An 18,153-nucleotide genomic window follows, 5' to 3' on the forward strand; every position below is an offset into this window, starting at 1 on the left:
AAACGCATTCCCAGCAAGTCCCATGCCTTTTAGCCTGTCGCATCAATCCGATTCGAGGCGATTACTGCACTGTTCCAGAATCGATTCAGCCACCTGCCTTGGATTGTAACCCGCGGGCAGCCGGACCAGGGGCTTTTCGTATTTCTTGCATGAGATTTCAACATCGGCATAACTATGCCGCGACCAACGGATCGCCAGAATGACCACGGCGACATCCGGCCGCGACACGTCGGGATCGAAGTCAACGCGCGTATTGTGCTCCCGCGTCTTCATCCAGATCAGCTCCCGCAGTCCAAACGCCGTTTCGATCGCCTGTTTGGAGTGAGGCCGCATCTCACCTCCGATCAGCAGGATCGATTTGCCGGATAGAAGGCTTGCCACGCGCATGATCGCTTCCGTCGGTGGTTCGCGCTGGACCACCTCCCCGCTTGGTCGCCGCGAAGCGATGTATCGGTCGATCTCCGTCAGCACGCGCTGCATGGCCGGATGCTCGGCGACCGCGTCCGGCATGGTGTCGACAAATGGCAGGAGCAGATCGCGAAGTTCGACACTGCTTGCAGCTAATCCATCGTTCACCATGCGATCGACTGTTTCGGAGATTGTCTTCCAGTCGTTATCGTGGTCTTGATCGCTGCGTTGCTCGACCTGCTTGAGGTGATATCGAATCTTGTTGAAGTCCTCGCGTCGCGACTTTTGCCGCTCGCGGCGCCGGGTCAGTTCCTCGTCAGCTGTGCGCAAACGTTCCCTCAAATCGTTCAACGAAGTCGGGTCCGCAGTATCATCCAGCCGCATGTATCGATTGATCAGTATCCGTGCTTTCCATGCCTTAAGGCGAAGCCAGTTGAACATTTTCAACTGGTCCGAATCGCGTTGGAAAATTGATTCCTGAAGCATCCCACGCAGCATGGACTGCGCTTCCGCGGCGAGATCCATCGCCTTCTCAAGATCACCCTCGCTTTCGTCGGAACCGTTCTCAACCATCCGCAACAGCGCCGCCGCATCGCCCACCAGGTCGAAGCAGTCAGCAAGATCATCGTAATGCGCAGGGTCTTCGGGCATCGCCGCATTCGGGTTGCACATCCACAGATAGCAATCAGGCACTTCTCTTGCACGCTGGATAATCTCATCGTCAAGCGGCAGTATTTCAGTCTGAAAATTCGCGCCCTGCCCGAGCAGCCGCGTGCGCTTCACCTGCCAACGGCAACCCTGAGCCTTTATACGGCAACGCTTCTCGATCAGATTCAGATCAGGCAGAACTTCGCCGGCTCCCGGCGATCGGGTGTCCTGGCGAGGCGTCGCGGCGGCCAGATTCGTCGCGGACCCGAACGTGATCGGCGGCAATTCCGCCAGCGCTGAATTACGCTCGGCTCGAGACGACCAATCGTCCGACTCGTCGCCGATGTCCCACGCAGGCGCCTCCGCGCGCACAGCCGTTCTGTTGTCATCCGCGCCGGAGCGCCCCTCGCTCTCGACTTGCGATGTTGCCGACCGAGCCGCAGCCGCGACATGAATAAGCCCCCGGCCCAGTTCATCGAGCAGTTCGGCCAATCGCGAATCCGTTCGCGCAAGGCCGATCAGGTGCTCAATCACCGATCCGAATAACACCGAAATTCGGCCAGCGGTGGATTCTTCCTGCGGTTGTTCCATGTGCCTTTCCTTTCAAGATTGACGAGTCATCACCTCGACCCGTTCCCGCTCAACGCGCGGCCGCTCCCGCCATCGGCCTGGCGAAAGATTTCCCAGCCCGAGTATTCCTCAGGATGGAACGAGAAAGCTCAGATGCAATTCGGCGTGTCGCAGGTTGAGTTGAATGCGCTCGTCCATCGTCAACGGACCGATGACAACGCTTTGATACCTCGCCTCTTCTCCAGCCTTCAGACGAACAAGGGCCATCTTAAGTCGTTCCGCCCCAACCGACGTCTCCAGCTCCTCCATGCCGTATGTCCCACCCTTCACGCCAGGAATGTGAACTCCGACCGGCAATCCACGCCGGGCAAAGCGCCGCGCAACGATTGGTACCAGCCACCTGACCACAATCGGCGGCTTCCTCATTGGCGGATAACCTGTCCAGCCGTACTCGATCCAGGATGCCAGATGGCCGAACGCCTGCCCTGGTGACCAATTCCCAAGTTTTCGAAGTGTGCCACGCGAATCGGCAACGACGATTCGATCGATTTCCGCGATGCAATCGTCGACCGTCTCAAACCTGAGCCGTCGCCGGTCCTTCACGCGCCGTGTGCGAACCATCTGGTTGCCCTCCGTTGTTGACCCACATTTCCAGCGTCCGCCCCGCCATTTTGGCAATTGAACCCGCATGGATGACTTACGAGAGGCCGGTCCGAATAGCCCGCTATAATTTTCTTATGGGAAGGCCTCGATTCAGGTAATATAAGGGCATCAGGCAAATTGCACTCGCCGATGCGCAACAAAACAGGTAACCCCTGAGCGACAGTATCCCGACATTCAAAGAATCCGGACTCCTCAAAATGACGCCGTCCGCTGACTCCGAAGCTGCCGTGAGCCGTTCCGACGCCATCGTATACGTTGTCGATGATGATCCGGCCGTTCGATCGTCGATCTGCTGGCTACTCGAGTCCGTGTCGTTGCCGTTCGCCGCATTCGGAAGCGGACAGGCATTCCTTGAGGCCTATCAACCCGATCGTCCGTCGTGCCTGGTGCTCGACGTGCGAATGCCCGGACTCAGCGGTATTGAATTGCAGGAGCGCCTGAATTCTGAGGGAATCTGCCTACCCATCGTCTTTATCAGCGGACACGGGGACGTCCCCATCGCGGTCCGGGCGATGCGCCATGGCGCGATCGATTTCATTGAGAAGCCGTTTGATGACAAATTACTTCTCGAACGAATTGAGTCCTCGCTCGAGTCGTCGCGTGCTTTCATTGACGCCGAGCGAACGCGGAGCGTCATCCGGGAACGAATGCACCGGCTGTCACCCCGTGAGAATGACGTGATGTGGCTTGTCGCGGCGGGACTCGCAAACAAGGCGATCGCTGCAAGACTGGGCCTGAGTCCGAAGACTGTTGAGGTTCATCGTGCCCGCGTGATGGACAAAATGGAGGCGAACTCACTCGCGGATCTTGTCCGGATGTGCCTGTCCAACGACCTCCGCGCGATGCCTCAGCCCATGCCGAGGCCATCCGGCGTTGGCGATCGCACTGCATGGAACCGGCCCGGCGGTTGACTGAAAAACTGCACGGGAACCCTGGCGACGCCGACGGCCACCACGTCAACGCACCCCACCCGAAAAGATCTCATCTTTGGACCGTGTATGTTCACGGAAATCGGCGATGAGCTGCTTCGTGATTGGACCCGGCTTCCCGTCGCCGACCGGGCGCTTATCGATTTCGGTGACGGGGCACACTTCGGCACCCGTGCCGGTGATGAACATCTCGTCCGCGTAGTAGAGGTCCTGCCTCGTCAGCGTCGTCTCATCCGTACACAGCCCGCGCTTCTTGGCGAAGTGCAGAATCAGCCGCCGGGTGACGCCTTCCAGAAGTCCGCAGTGAGCCGCGGGCGTCCGAACAACCCCGCGCTTCACGATGAACAGATTGTCGCCCGTGCATTCGGCGACGTAGCCCTCATGATTCAACATGACGGCCTCGAGCACATTGGCGTCGATCGCTTCAAACTTCGCCATGATGTTGTTCAGGTAATTCAAGCTCTTGATGCGGGGAGACAGCGCATTGGGGTGGTTGCGAATCGTGGAGGCAGTCACAATCTTCATGCCGACTTCGTACATCGCGGGATCGAACATCTGAATCTTCCCAACGATGATGAACACATTGGCGGGCCCCACGCGCAGCGGGTGAATCCCAAGTGTGCCGACGCCGCGCGCGGCCACAAGCCGGATATATCCGTCGGTCGCGTTGTTCACCTTGATGGTCTCGAGCATCGCGTCGATGATCTGCTGGCGCGTGTACGGAATCTCAAGGCGAATGGCCTTGAGGCAATCCATGAAACGATCCATGTGCGCGGTGCACTCAAAGATGCGTCCGTTGTAAACGCGAATGCCCTCAAACACGCCGTCACCATAGAGCAGACCGTGGCTGAACACGTTGATGTTCGCCTCGGCTGTCGGCACAAGCTTGCCATCGAGCCAGATCTTCAAGTTCGGGTCCGGCAAATATTCATTTGTCGCCATGGCTTGATCTCCTCTTCTGGTGGCTGTAGCCCATTGTCAGGCATGGCCGCGGCTTTCGACAAGTGCCGCAGCGCGGATAAATAACTTTCCCGCCATACGCGGCCCGGCCGCTCTTTCCGTATCGCTTCTGAAGCAAACGGGGTTCGCGCCGGAGTGACTCACCGCGACAGATTCGCGGACCAACGCGAAATTCACGATTCGAGCCGACCGTCAACGAGGTGGACCGTGCGATCCGCCTCGGTCGCCAGTTCCCGGTCGTGCGTGACCATGACGATCGTCTGGCCGGCTCGATTTAACTCTTTCAGCAGGTTAAAGATATCTCGCCCCGTGCGGCTGTCAAGATTGCCAGTCGGTTCGTCGGCAAAGAGCATCGCCGGCTGATTCACAAGCGCCCGCGCAATCGCAACGCGCTGCCGCTCGCCGCCTGACAGTTCATTCGGGCGATGACGCATCCGATCGCTCAGTCCGACACGCGCCAGAAGATCCTTCGCACGCTGCCCCAGCGAAGCGCGACCACCGAGCCATTGGCCCGCCGAACGGCCGACCATTGCGGGCAGCAAGACATTTTCGAGCACGTCGAATTCCGGAAGCAGGTGATAGAACTGAAAAACGAACCCAAACGATTCGTTTCGCATCCGGTTTCGCCGGCTCTCGATCATGCGATAGTCTGACGCACCGGAAATGGATTTCAGGCCTGATCCTCCTGTGGATCCGGCTCTCCGTTCTCCCTGCCGACGTGCCGGAGCAACCGAAGCGCCACCGACGGATAGAGCCGCCTCGACAAACGTGCCCTCGCGCCCTTCGGGTATTCGTCGAGCGCCTTCCGGCTCGAACAATTCGACACCTTCGAAATACACCTGCCCACGCTGCGGCACGTCCAGGCCGCTCATCACATGAAGCAGCGTGCTCTTGCCGCCACCGCTCGCGCCGGTGATGGAGACGAACTCGCCACGCTGTATCTCAACCGATACACCGCGAAGCACCGGCAGGAGCGATCTGCCGAGGATGTAGGTTTTGTGAATGCCCTCAGCGCGAAGCATATTTCACCATCCAGACACCCCCCTGAGAACCGATGCAACACGTGTCGGCCTCGAATCAAATCTCTACTCGTATCGCAGCGCTTCCACGGGCCACGTGCGCCCTGCCCGCATCGCGGGGAAGGCCGCGCCAAGCACCGACGCGCCGATCGCCAATGCACTGATGGCCAGCACCTCATCCCATTTCCAGTGGCTCGGAATCTTGTCAAATGAGTAAGTCTCAGGACTCCATACGCGCCAGGCCGGATTAATCCTCGCGAGCCAGTCCTGAACCTCGTTGATATTTTCAACAAACGTCGTGCCCAACAGTGATCCGAGTATTGCACCCACGAGCCCGATGGCAGCGCCATACACCAGGAAGACCGCCACCACGCCCTCCGTGCTCGCGCCGACGCTCTTGATGATGCCGACGTCGCGCGTTTTTTCCTGAACGATCATGTAGAAGATGCAGAGTATCAGCAGCACGGCAACGATGCTGATCACACCAAACATGATCAGCACCAGAAACTTTTCTTTCTCGATCGCTGCGATGAAGCTTGCCTGCATTTCCTCCCATGTCGAGATACCCGTATTGCGAACCATGCGCGCTTCGAACGGGTCCATCGGTGTGTTCGCGGTGACACGCGTCCAACACTGTGCGACCTGCCGCTTCTTCTCCAGCAGTTCCGATCGAGGCTTGGCAAACTGTTCCTTTAGCTTGACTTGAACCTGGGTGCATCGCGGACTGGTGAAGCCGCCCTCCTCCCGCTCCTGGGGGCCCATCTTCAATAAAGCCTGTAGGCGGTCGAAATCCACGTATACATTTTTGGAGTCTATGTCGTGAATTCCCGTCTTCGAATCGTCCACATATCGAAATGCCGGCTGAGGCGGCGCCTGCTGAACGATCTGGCCGCCACGCGTCATCGGAATGACCGTCAGCAGACACGGCTCCCCCCTTGGATAATTTGACAGACGCTCGTAATCGCCGGATGGAAACCGCTTGAACAGAATATCTCGACCAATGATTGCACCCGGATAAGGCGAGCCTTCGTACCCGGGTTTCAGATTCTCACTCGATGACACATCGAACACACCCGGTCCGATCAGCCGGCCTCCATCGCGAGGGTAAAGCAGTTGCTCTTCCGCTCGCTTTTCCGGCGAAAGCGAAGGCAACCACTTCTCGCGATACCAGCGATCCATATCACCCGGCAGCGCAACGCGGCGCTGTTCGTCAAACCCCCACATCGGCTGCCCCTGCTCAATGTCCAGCCGCGTATCGCCATAACGGTTGTTATAAAAAAGGTCTTTGCCGAAATCGTTGACCTTGACAAACTCAGGAAGGCGAATGCCGAGAATCTGAACGGCCTTGGTGAATTTCGTCGCAGGAAACTGAAGAATTCCGTATGAGATGATGAGCGGCGTCGCTTCTTCGACGATCAACTCGCCGGACTTCGGATCCCGCAGCTTCTTGGCTTCTTCGATGAACTCCGCGTAATACGGAAATCCCTGTAGCCCGCCGTCCATCACGAGGTCGCCCAGAAGTCCGTCCGCGCGGTCGCGGATGCTGTCAACGAATCCGCCCATGACGCTGATGACGATGATCATCATCGCAACGCAGAGCGTCACCGCACCCACAGAGAAAAACGCGATGCGCTTGCGCTGCAGCAGTCTCGACGCCAGAAACGCAACGTAGTATCGCGGCCATCCGAGAAATGGACTGATGCGCCACGCCGTCCACCAGATGAACGCCACAATACCGAGAATCACGAGCCACACGCCCGCGTTGAACAGATACCACTCCGGCTGCGCCCATTCGAAGTGGTCGTACCCAAGCCACGCAAGCGGGCTGGCCAGCCACGACACACCGGTCAATTCGGGAACGTTTTTCCAGAGTGAATTGCCGACAGCAAGCGGAACCCACGCGGCAAGCCCATAAATCGCAACAAACGCCCCGACCACGCGGATCAGATACATTCCGATCGGAAACCACCGAAACTTCGCGACGGCGTGCATTCCCGGCCAGCGAATCAGCAGCATCCACACCAGCAGCAGCGGACCCAGCATGAGCACGCTGTGATCCAGACCATCTGTCGAAAGCTCCTTCGGTACGAAATACCACGGAAGGCCGGCGACCTTTCGCATCAAGGTCTGTGAGGGCAGCCGATGGAAAGAAACCTCATCGTCGCGCATGGCCGAGACGAAATAATCCCAGTCACCGCTCAACGCCTCACGATTTGCATCGATTTCTGAAATGATCAGGCGTCGACGCTCCTGCATCGATTCGGGCAACTCGCCGAGCGTGAGGCCCCTGCGAATGGCATCGACGAATTGTCGCCGCGTTTCGTTCGAGATGCCTTGGCCGATCCAGGCCATCGACATCGCCGCATTGAGGCACGCCATCGACGACCAGAATGCGACAAGCACCCACACGAGTCCGAAAGCCATCGATGGAACGCGTGAAGTCAGCCCTGACTGCCAATTACCGATCGCGCCAAGGCAGCGACTGGCCCCACGCACCAGCGCGAGCAAAAAATGGCCCGCCGCGGCTACGGGCGCCAGCGCGAGCACCACGGGTGACAGGACCAACGCAAGCCACGGCGAAACGGTGATCGGCCGGCCAAGAATTCTGGCGACAGTCGCTTCGACGACGATGTAGTAGGCGGCGCCGACGAGGTTGGAACCCGCGAGGAAGAGCACATAAGCCGGCACCGACAGCGGTGCGAGCAGCGTAAAGAGCAACATGCGAATCCGCGGACTCAAGAACCAGCTCCGTGACACGACTTTTCATTCCGCGGCCTGCCCTGATACCCCCGGGGCCACATCCCGTCGTTCGAGCGATGGTAAGGAACTTACGCCCTGCTGCCAACTGACGTTCAGCCGAGGTCGAGAATCCTGAGCACTGCTGACGCCGAACTCGAAAGGCATGGAAAGCCGAAGGCATAAATTGGCAGGGGTTGAGACGATCCCGCAATACATAAATGCCGGACGCGCAAAACATGCAGTGTTATTGCTGTCGACCCGTTCGAAAGCGGATCCGAATCAGCCGGCTTGATTCCGAAGTGAGGACGGCATCCCCCAATGCCGATCGCATCGCGGGAACAAACTCATGGTGGTTTTTCCCGGATTGACTCGATGGCACCGCGATCGAGTCAACGCCGCCGGGACGTTCGAAAGTGCAGCAGCGCGCCCGCGACAACCAACAGCGCGATCGCCCCAGGCTCCGGTACCCATGCCATGCGAAACCCGACCGTGTCAAGCGTATTCCCAGGGCCCAATCCATTTCGCCACGCCGCCTGCATGATGGGACCATCGGACCAATATGACCCGCCGCGAATTCCCCTAAGTGGGCCGACCTGCGGATGCTGATAAACCGATTCGTTCCATTCGGCCACATTACCCCCCTGGTCGAATGTGCCGTACGCACTGCCCGAGTTCTCGAATTCGCCCACTTCGGAACGGTAGTACGGGCTACCAAGAGTAAATCCACCCGATGCTCCGTTAAAGTAGTTCGCGCTGTTGCCTGTGTCGGGACTGAACAGTCCGTTGCCAGGCATCGTGTTCGACCGCGTCGGATAATCCCAGAAATCACCCGTAACGCCGTTGTTCGCGTGATATGCCGCTTTGTACCACTCGTCCTCAGACGGAATCACGAATTTCGCACCCGGGCGCCGCGTTACGGCCATGGCGATGGCGAAACCATCGATGCCGTTGACACCGGTCAGGTCATAGGACCCATCCTCGGTCGTCTCTGCGCTCGGAAGTCCGGAAGGCTGACCATTCGTGAGCCAGTTGGCGAATCGTGCCGCATTCAACCACGAAACGAAGACGACGGGCCGATTCGCATAATCTGGCGCGACCGAATAGGAAAAGCTCCCCGGAACGCCACTTCGGATGATTCGCGGAGATCTGCTTCCTCCGAGGCTCCCCATGTTTTCGACGTAGAGACCGTATGCACTCGTGGACGCGACCGCGTTCAGAAACTCGGTGTACTGCGCGGCCGTCACTTCAAATGTACCCATTCGGAATTCGTAATCCACGCCGCCGACCACCGCGTCCGAACCGGAGCCCCCCGCGCCGGCCCCGGAGAGCCTGCTCGGATTACCCGCGTGACCGACATGCACGAATTCCACGCTCGTCAGACCAGGCGGCATGTTCAGCACGTCCGCGGTTGTTTTGTCCGCGGCAAGGCACAGCAGCAAGGCAGCGAAAAGCGAGCGTTCCAGGTACAAACCTCTCCGCCCGTGCCCGTTCATCGCCACATGCGCCACGTCCATGAGAGGATCCATTTCAGCTCAACGCGCGACTTCGCCCGCGCCAGAGTCAATCTCCACGCGATTGTCCAACGCGCCCAGACCGTCAAACTCCATGCGTACGACGTCGCCCGGCCTGAGGAACTTCTTCAGTTCCGCGCCGCAGCCGCCCCCTACCGTGCCGCTCCCTAGAATATCGCCGGGGAACAGCGTCCTCGACGCGCTGGCGAACGCAACCATCGACTCGAAGCGGTGCTTCACAGTGCCGTATCGGCCGTCGGTCCATTGCTCGCCATTCACGTACGCACGCATGCCGACTGCGTCGAGGTCCTTGATCTCGTCCTTCGTCACCAGGTAAGGCCCCAGCGCGCTGGCAAAGTCCTTGCCTGGCGCAGGCCCCATGTTGATCGGCATCGCCTTGGTCTGCCTTCCCCGCGCGGACAGGTCGTTGAGAATCGTGTAACCCACAATTGCGTCACGAGCCGACTCGATCGTCGCATTGCGAATCGATCGGCCGATGACGCACGCCATCTCACATTCGAAGTCCATTCGCTCTTCGCCATGCGGGAAGTAAGCAGTCATGCCGTGGCCGATAAAGCTTGTCGCGTTGGAATTGTAATAAGCCGGAATCTCGTACCACTCGGGCACAATGAAATCCAGCCCCCGCTGCTTGCGCATCGTCATGACGTGCTGTTCGAAGGCATAAAAGTCCAGATACTGCGACGGGCGGAGTACGCAAGGACCAAAGAACACCGCCGCCGGATCGACCCCGCCCTCGGCGTTCATCATGGCGATGTCTTTGCGGAATGCCGCCCACTCCGGCAGCCCGGCGACAGCAGCCGTGAGAACCCCGGCAAACTGCGGATCGTGGATATCGTGGTGTTTTCGCGCCCGATCCGTCACATCGACAATCCGATCGCCGATCAGCACACCCAGCCGGGCATGCACGGGCACGCGCTGCCGCAAGTCCGCCGCACGTTCGGATTCTGAGTGGTAAAACTGGCAGAATTTCATGCTGTGTCCTGCTTTTCTTACATCAATGCCGGAGCGTCCCAACCGACCGCGCATCCCGTGTCCGGCAGTCTGCGGACCTGCTTTCGCACCCTTCCGGAGCGAAGCCGAATGCAACAATCCCCAATTCGAACCTGATCAATAACTCAGCTTATCACGATTGCGAACGGCCCACAAGAAATAGGCATGATCGGGCGATTCGAAAAATCCACACTTCAAATCAAAGGAGCCTTCCGGGCCGAGGAAGGCATTAAGTGTGATCCCCAGTCGCCGGATGCGCGGGAGCAATCGCATCGAGAGCTTCGCTCGCTTGGGACAAATCGGTTAAACGAACGGAGAACTCTGTTCGGAACACCCGAAGTACCGGGAATCCACTTCGTGTCCGCTGATGCGATTCCGAACCCGATCACGGCAGGAGGCGGAGCAAGTCCTGATCAGTCATCCCGAAACAGCTCGATGGCGCAGGGTCGGTCCGACCACGACCCACCCATCCGCGCTAATCACTCATTCCGCGAGAGTAGTCAGACAGCCGCTTCAATTCGACACGGTCAGCGCATGCTCAGAGAACCCGTCTGCATCACCAACATCACGCCGGCGATGCCCGCAATGCGCTCTGTGTCCGTTCAGTCCTTCGGTTTCATCGCGGACAGAATCGCCCGCACCATCTCAGGTGGAATCTCATCGCACGGCTCGGTCATCGCCGCGCGGCCCATGCGAACCGACTCCTCGTAGGTCTTCAGGTACACGACGCAAGGCGGGCATTGCGAAATGTGCTCCTCGAAGCGACGGCGAGTCGGCGCATCGAGTTCGCCGGACAGATAGTCCGAGAGGAACTCAGTCATTTCTCGACACGACATCATGCCTCGTTTCCTCGAAAGCGCTCATCCAGAAGCGTACGCAACGCCAGACGCGCCCGATGCAGTCGCACCTTGAGAGCGCTCTCTTCAATTCCCAGCATTTCCGCGGCCTCGCGCGTTGACAATTCTTCGATGTCCCGGAGCATCAAAACGATACGGTAGTTTTCCGGCAATTTGGATATGCAGTCACGCACGATCGCCCGAGTCTCACGGCTACGAGCGACATCCTCCGCCGTCTGAGTCCATTCCGCAACCGGCGCCGATCGGTGTCCATCGTCCTGATAAGCCGGCAGGAGAGATTCAATCGACACCTCACCCTGTCGCCGCCGGGTGCGCAGTTTCATCAATGACGAGTTCACAGCGATGCGATGCAGCCAGGTGGACAGACGCGAGGCCCCGGCAAATCCACCGATCGACCGAAAAGCCGAAACGAGGGCCTCCTGCACCGCATCTCGTGCATCATCCTCGTTGTTCAACAGCCGTCGCGCCACAGCCAGCATGCGTCCGCCATGCAGTCGAATCATGGATTCGAAGGCGCCGGCGTCGTTGGCGCGAAGCCGTTCGAGCAGTTCTTGCTCAGCCGCTTGCTCCGCTGCCGAGATCGATGCACTGTCATTGAAAAGCGAATCAGGCATGACTTGCATAGCATAGTCAGCGCGGGCTCGCATTGCGAGATCCATCCTTTAAGCCGCACTTAGCAGCGTCGCCGAAAGCGAACCCGACTCAGCAACATCAGCGGAAGCAGCATACCGGATGCTGCCATCGTCCCACCGCCGCACACTGGCGCGAAACTCAGCCCGCCACCCGGATTCAGCCCAGGGGCTGGGGAACCGGCCGGCCCGCCCGGCGGGAAGGGTTCCGCCGTCGCCTCCGAAACGCCGATTGCAAACTCTCCCGCACGGTCAACCACCACCCACGCCATGCGAACGTCCGCACCGAGCGACAACACGGACTGGACTCCGCCTCGACCGACATCCCCCGCCATCGGACGGGGTGGATAAGGACCCGCCTCCGGCGCGCCATCCACCGCCGGTCGCCATTTCCCGGCGCCGCCGTCCCACTGATGAACCCGAACGATTGCATCCGCGGATGCGAGTTCCTTCAGATCAAAGAGCATCCCCACAACCATCACAAAGTCCCCGCGCCTGGACGTGGAATCGATTGTCAGCCGCCGATCGATCGATGCATCGCTCAGAAGTCCCGAGCGATCGGCCGATCCGCCGGCATCCCTCAGACTGCCGGCAAATCCCTCTCCAGGCGCCGCTCCCGCCACACGCACCTCCGCGGCCTCGTGGGCTTCCGCGATTCGCAGAGACATGAAAACGCGTCCATCCATGTTGACCTGCATCGCACGCGATGCCGCAATCGCCTCAATCGCGACCACGTCACTTGATGCGCATCCGCCAACCGGATCCGTTCCCGTCACCTGCAGCGCGTAACTGCCGACGTCTCCCGGCGTGAATACCGGGTGTGCCAGGGTCGGGTCACTAAACTGGCTGGCATCGAGCGACGGACCGGCCAGCACGCGCCATTCGTAGCGGATCGCCGCCCCACCCGATGTCGCGGACGCCGGACCCAGTGGCTTCGATGGAGAAAATGCCGGGGTGACAAAATCACCGCCGGCGTCGACGCTCAATTTCGTAGCCCGCACGGCCAGAACGCCGGATGTCGAACACGCGGGCGATGCCGAATCCGTCGCGGTCAGTCGAAGCGTGTATGACCCCGCCTCTTCGGGGATGAACAGCCACGACGGATCGAAGGCGTTCTCATCAGCGAACCGGGCGGTCATCGTTCCGGGGGAATCCGATTCGACCGTCCAGTTGTAGTAAACGGGCGCATTCCCGCCGACAAGCGTCGGACGCGGCAGCCTGACGCCCCCGGAACCAATGCAAGTCGTCACCTCCGCCGGCAGTGCCAGATTCATCGCACCGGCCGACACCCGGATGACCCGGCTGACCTCGGACACCGGCGTGCTGGAGTCGCGTACTGTCACGCGAAGCGAATACTCGCCCGCCGACGCGGGAGTGAATGTCGGACGAGACGACAAGGGACCATCCCCGCCGAACTGGCTCTGCGACACGTTCGGACTGCCGGATTCGACCTGCCATGCGTATGAATAAGGCGGCACGCCCGGCGACGTGATGGACACCGCCAGCGGCGCGGACACGCCGGCCACACACATCGAGAAGTCAGCGGGCACACCGAGGGTCATCAGCACCGAATCAACGGTGACCGTATCCGAAACCGAACAGGCCGCCGTCGTGTTCGAGTCCATCGCAGTCACGCGCAGCACATACCGTCCCGGCAGCGCCGGCGTAAATGTCGGCGATGACGCCGTCGCGCCGCCGCCCGTGAACTGCGCCGGCGAAAGGCTTGGCGCGCCGGGCTCTACCTGCCATTGATATGTCACCGTGCCAACCGCCCCACCCACGCTCGGCGTCAAAGGCGCTGTCGATCCGCCGAAACCGATCGACCGATCCGGTCCCGCATCGACCGACATGCCGTACACCGTCACGATCGTGGTATCGCTCTTGACGCAGGGCGGCTGGGTCGAGTCGCGCACAGTCACCCGAACTTCATAGACTCCCGTTTGCGAAGCCTGAAACGTCGGCCGCATCGCGGTCGGCGAAATCAGCGACGCGCCGCCGGGGCCCGACACAATCTGCCATTGGTAGGTGTAAGGCGGTGTCGAGCCGCTGGCGACAATCGCCCCGCCGAGTTGAACGGTCGCCTGCCCGGCGCAAACCTGCATCGCCGGTCCGGCGCTCACCATATAGGGCGGATCGCACTCATCAGGAATGCCATTGCGATTGCAGTCTTCGCTGGTTCCATTGGCGATGTCACACACATCGGGGATGCCATTCTGGTTACAGTCCGGCATGCCGCCACCATCGGTCTCGCATTCATCCGGAATGCCATTCGCATTGCAATCGGCGCTCATTCCCGCCGCGATGTCACACGAATCCGGCAATCCGTTCCCGTTGCAGTCGGAAGTGCAGCCGACGGTACAATGGAAGGGTCCGCCCGGCGCGCCGGAACCCGCTGGAATTTCGCACTCATCCGGAACGCCGTTTGAGTTGCAGTCCGCGCTCACGCCATTCGCAATATCAATTCCGTCGTCCACGCCGTTGGCATTGCAGTCGCATGCGTTGCTCGTGAGAGTAAGGTGCGCCTCGCGCGTCGTCAGGGGCTGGCCACATTGGCCGATGATGACGCAGTGATACCGCCCGGCCTGCTGTGCCGATACGCCGGTGAGAACCAGGATCGATGATTGCGCGCCGCTCACATTCGGACCATTCTGAAGACTCTGGAACGCCGCGCCCGTATGGGCCTGCCATTGATAGCTGAGATTCGACCCGCTTGCGACCGCTTCAAACACCGCCATGCCGCCGGGGCAGGCCGATGCGTCTGACGGCAGATCGAAATTGTCATTCGTCGTCCACCCCGGAACATGCAGCAAGGTCGGGCTGGTCGCCAGAGCCGCGCCGCACTCGCCGGTCACCACGCAGCGATAGGCGCCTGCGTGAACGGACGCCGCTTGGGGTATGGTCAGCGTCTCACCATTGACACCCGGCAACCCGCTTTGGGGGTCGATGTCCGCGAATCCGGAGCCGCCGTCAAACTGCCATTGAAACATCAACCCGACGCCGGTGGCCGTGGCCGTCAAGGACACCCCCTGACCGGGGCACGCCGTAACCTGGCTCGGACCGTCAAACACGCGCGTCGCCGGCCGGACCGCCAGTTGAATCGATGAGGACTGCGCCGTCATTCCGCAGCCTCCCGTGACGAGACATCGATACGCGCCGGCGTGAGAGGCCGACACATTGGCGATCGTTAATGTCGGCGTACTGACACCCGATACCCCCGCCTCGGTCGGAAGCAGCGCGCGCCATGTGCCGTTCCCGTTGAACCACCATTCATAAAGCAGATCACTGCCTGTTGCAGTGACGCCGCCTGTAAAGGTCTGGCCCTCACAAAGTGTCTCGTCCGTCGTCTGATTCACGATCGCCGCGGGAACACGCACTGTCAGATGAGTTTCACCACTCGTCGCGCCGGCCCCGCAGGCGCCCGACACCACGCACCGATATCGGCCCGACCGGATCGGCTGAACGCCGGCCAGCGTCAGTATGGCAGTCTGCGCGCCGCCAACTCCCGTATCGGCCGAGTCCGTCAGATCGGCGAACTCCTGATCAGACGCATACTGCCACTGATACCCGTTATCGACGCCCGCCGCTTCCACGAAAAGCGTCACGGTTTCGCCGATGCATGCGGCCCTTTGCGGGCTCGGATCCGTCACGATCGACGTATCGCCGCGAATCGAGAGCACAGCCGCCCGGCTCACCGCGGATCCGCAGGGAAGTGTCACGACGCAGTCAAAGAAACCCACATGGCCCGACTCGACTGACGGAATAAGCAGTTCGTGAGTCGCCGCGCCAACGAATGCGGCGCCATCCAAAGCGACTCCGTTCCGTCTCCATTGAAATGTGGCGCTCCCCAAATCGAGCGATTCATCCGGCAGCACGGTGAACCGCACTTCGTCACCGAGGCAGGCCGCGACGTCCTCCGGCTCGCCCGAGATGATCCGCGTGAACGAGGCGGTCACGGTCTTCGGAAAATCAGCGATAACGGCCGTCGCCGTCGCCGCCGGATCGATCGGCTGCGCGCCCGTGTCCACCGTCCAGCCGGCGAAGCAGAAACCCGATGCAGCCGAGGCCGTGATGGATACCGGTTCACAAACGGTGTACTGCCCTCCGGCGCTTGGATGCACCGCCCCGCCGCCCTCCGGCACACGCTGCATCGTTAACGCAATTGGCCCCTCGCAGTCATCGGGAATCTCATTCGCATTGCAGTCCGCGCTGGTCTCGGACGCGATGTCGCAGCTGTCCGGCACGCCGTTGCCGTTGCAGTCTGTCGCGACGCCGGCCGCAATGTCGCACAGGTCCCGAACGCCATTGCCGTCACAGTCCGCTGCCGATTCGCACTCATCCGGAATGCCGTTGCTGTTGCAGTCCGTCACGCCGCTTTCAGCCTCATAATCAAGACGAATCTGTGCCGACGACGGCGGATCGCACAAATTGGCGTCCACGGCCGACGATGCCGTCAGGAGAATCGTGGCTGATCCGCCCGCCGCGCCAAGTGACGCATTGAATGCCGCACTTGTGACACTTATGCTCGCCGTGACCGGCGCCGCAGGACAGTCCAGTCCGCCGTTCTCAAACACCCGGCCGATCCACGTTCCATTCAGTCGAACATCGAGATATTCTGATTCGGCGCTGAAGTCCCCCCGGGCAGTCACTTCAAGGGTCACGGACCCGACCGCCGCGGGCAGTCTGGCCAAAAGAAAGCTTCCAGGCGCGCCGGCGCCGATCGGCCCCTGAGCCGACGACGTTACAACATGTCGCGTCCGCACATCGCAGGCGTCGGGCATGCCATTCTCATTGCAATCCGCGTCGCAACCGGAAACGCAGTAATAAGGCCCGCCGGGCGCGAGGCTTGCCGACTCGATCTCGCAGACATCGGGAGTGCCGTTTCCGTTGCAGTCCGTCGCCGGAATGATTCGCCCCAGCAGGAACGCGCCGCCCCCGCTCGGCAGGCTTGCCGTGCTCCCTGACACCGTCTTGGCAATCGGATCGCGATGCGTCGTGATCGCAGACGCCGTACCGGTCGCCGTATTGAACCAGAAAAGCTCAAGCCCCGAATCATCTCGAAATCCGCCCTCATGCAGTGCGGCATCCGAGTAGCTGACTGTCAACGTCGCGGCACTTCCCGCGGGAATCACCGCAGTCGACGCAAGCTGAAAACCGAAGCCGGCATATCTGAGGGCAAGTCCTCCAAACGGCGCCAGATCAAATCCGCATCGCGCGCCCGTCCCGATCGATGTGACGCTCGTCAGCCCGGTCGTCGTCACTTCGGAATATTCAACGGAAATCCCGACACACGCCGCGCAGCCGTCCGTCAAAGGTCCGACCGATACGCTCATTCCCTTCGGGGTGTAATTCGAGTCCGACCCGAGCCACGCGACGAGGTTCCGCAGAAACGTGCGATGTCCCGCTCCATCATCGAACAGATCCGCAAATATCGACGAATCGCAAACCAGACCCGCGCGGCCGCCACCGCTCGACGCATCCAGCACTGCGGCAAAAGCGCCGGGTCCCGCAGCCTCGGTGTACAGCGCAGTCGCCGGAACATTCGCCCCCTGAAGATTCATCAGTCCGAAGGTCGCATTCGTCGCTGCAACGAGACCAACGGACCCGAACGGACCATTTGCAAGTGCATGCCCGCCGCCCGTAAACACCGGTCCGGTTGTGGAATAAGTGCCGTCGAGCTTGCTGATGCCGAATGCCGACAGAAACGAATCGTCGCCGCTGTTATAGATGCCGGCGTCGCCAACCCACAGAATGCGCCCGCCTCCGTCAAAAAACGCGCGGAGTGCATCGCGCTCCGCCGCAGTGTAAACAGCGTCCGTCTCCAGCAGTGGCAGCCAGAGAATGCGAATGCCGCCAAGGGATGCCGCATCAATGGCATTGACCTGCGTCACGAGATGACCGTCCGCGACCAGCGCATTCCGCGCCGCGCTCATTGCAGGATCAAGCAGGCTCAGGTTGGGATATTGCCGGGCGTCCGACAGGCGAAGGACGCCGATCGTCGCGCCTTCGATCCGCGCGGCATTGCCTGCCAGGCAGACAGCCAATCCGATCAGAGCAGTCTGCGCCCCACTGGGAATCCGATTTGTGTTCATGCCCTTGAAATCGGCATAAACGGAGTCGGCAGGAAAGGTTACGACGACAAAAGCACAGCGGATCTGCCTCGCGCCCACACGCCGGCGCTGTCCGGCCGCGGCTCGAATCACACCGGTCGC

The 18,153-nt window shown here is 60.6% G+C and carries 11 protein-coding genes; 1 reads left to right on the plus strand and 10 read right to left on the minus strand.

Annotated features, from left to right (window positions below; all coding sequences use genetic code 11):
* Positions 1-42 precede the first annotated feature (42 nt).
* Both KF841_03290 and KF841_03295 read right to left on the minus strand, forming a co-directional pair.
* Positions 43-1,647, minus strand: coding sequence for a hypothetical protein (locus KF841_03290; protein ID MBX3394372.1), 1,605 nt, complete (start codon positions 1,645-1,647; stop codon positions 43-45).
* A gap of 108 nt (positions 1,648-1,755) precedes the next feature.
* Entirely contained in the window at positions 1,756-2,247 is a 492-nt protein-coding gene (locus tag KF841_03295; protein MBX3394373.1) for a DUF1569 domain-containing protein, read from the minus strand.
* Between the two features lie 239 nt (positions 2,248-2,486).
* Between KF841_03295 and KF841_03300 the strand changes: the two genes are divergently transcribed.
* Positions 2,487-3,200 carry a response regulator transcription factor gene (locus tag KF841_03300; GenBank protein ID MBX3394374.1) on the plus strand — a complete coding sequence of 238 codons (714 nt, stop codon included), beginning with the start codon at positions 2,487-2,489 and terminating at the stop codon, positions 3,198-3,200.
* Between the two features lie 45 nt (positions 3,201-3,245).
* Here KF841_03300 and ilvE read toward each other — a convergent pair whose 3' ends face one another.
* The 8 genes from ilvE to KF841_03340 form a co-directional block, all read right to left on the minus strand.
* Positions 3,246-4,160, minus strand: coding sequence for a branched-chain-amino-acid transaminase (ilvE, locus tag KF841_03305; protein ID MBX3394375.1), 915 nt, complete (start codon positions 4,158-4,160; stop codon positions 3,246-3,248).
* Between the two features lie 191 nt (positions 4,161-4,351).
* The gene (locus tag KF841_03310) at positions 4,352-5,200 is read right to left on the minus strand and encodes an ABC transporter ATP-binding protein (GenBank protein MBX3394376.1); all 849 of its coding nucleotides are present in this window, start codon (positions 5,198-5,200) and stop codon (positions 4,352-4,354) included.
* A gap of 63 nt (positions 5,201-5,263) precedes the next feature.
* Positions 5,264-7,936 (minus strand): ABC transporter permease, encoded by a 2,673-nt coding sequence (locus KF841_03315; GenBank protein MBX3394377.1) that lies wholly within the window; start codon positions 7,934-7,936, stop codon positions 5,264-5,266.
* A gap of 389 nt (positions 7,937-8,325) precedes the next feature.
* Positions 8,326-9,450, minus strand: coding sequence for an SUMF1/EgtB/PvdO family nonheme iron enzyme (locus KF841_03320; GenBank protein ID MBX3394378.1), 1,125 nt, complete (start codon positions 9,448-9,450; stop codon positions 8,326-8,328).
* An 18-nt stretch (positions 9,451-9,468) separates the two neighbouring features.
* Positions 9,469-10,440 carry a fumarylacetoacetate hydrolase family protein gene (locus tag KF841_03325; GenBank protein ID MBX3394379.1) on the minus strand — a complete coding sequence of 324 codons (972 nt, stop codon included), beginning with the start codon at positions 10,438-10,440 and terminating at the stop codon, positions 9,469-9,471.
* A 620-nt stretch (positions 10,441-11,060) separates the two neighbouring features.
* On the minus strand, positions 11,061-11,297 hold the full coding sequence (locus KF841_03330; GenBank protein ID MBX3394380.1) for a zf-HC2 domain-containing protein: 237 nt from the start codon (positions 11,295-11,297) through the stop codon (positions 11,061-11,063).
* Positions 11,294-11,929 carry a sigma-70 family RNA polymerase sigma factor gene (locus KF841_03335; GenBank protein MBX3394381.1) on the minus strand — a complete coding sequence of 212 codons (636 nt, stop codon included), beginning with the start codon at positions 11,927-11,929 and terminating at the stop codon, positions 11,294-11,296. The genes KF841_03330 and KF841_03335 overlap by 4 nt, the downstream gene beginning before the upstream one ends.
* A 59-nt stretch (positions 11,930-11,988) precedes the next feature.
* Positions 11,989-18,033 (minus strand): hypothetical protein, encoded by a 6,045-nt coding sequence (locus KF841_03340; GenBank protein MBX3394382.1) that lies wholly within the window; start codon positions 18,031-18,033, stop codon positions 11,989-11,991.
* Positions 18,034-18,153: the final 120 nt, after the last annotated feature.

The sequence above is a fragment of the Phycisphaerae bacterium genome (assembly GCA_019636475.1).
GTDB lineage: Bacteria > Planctomycetota > Phycisphaerae > UBA1845 > UTPLA1 > JADJRI01.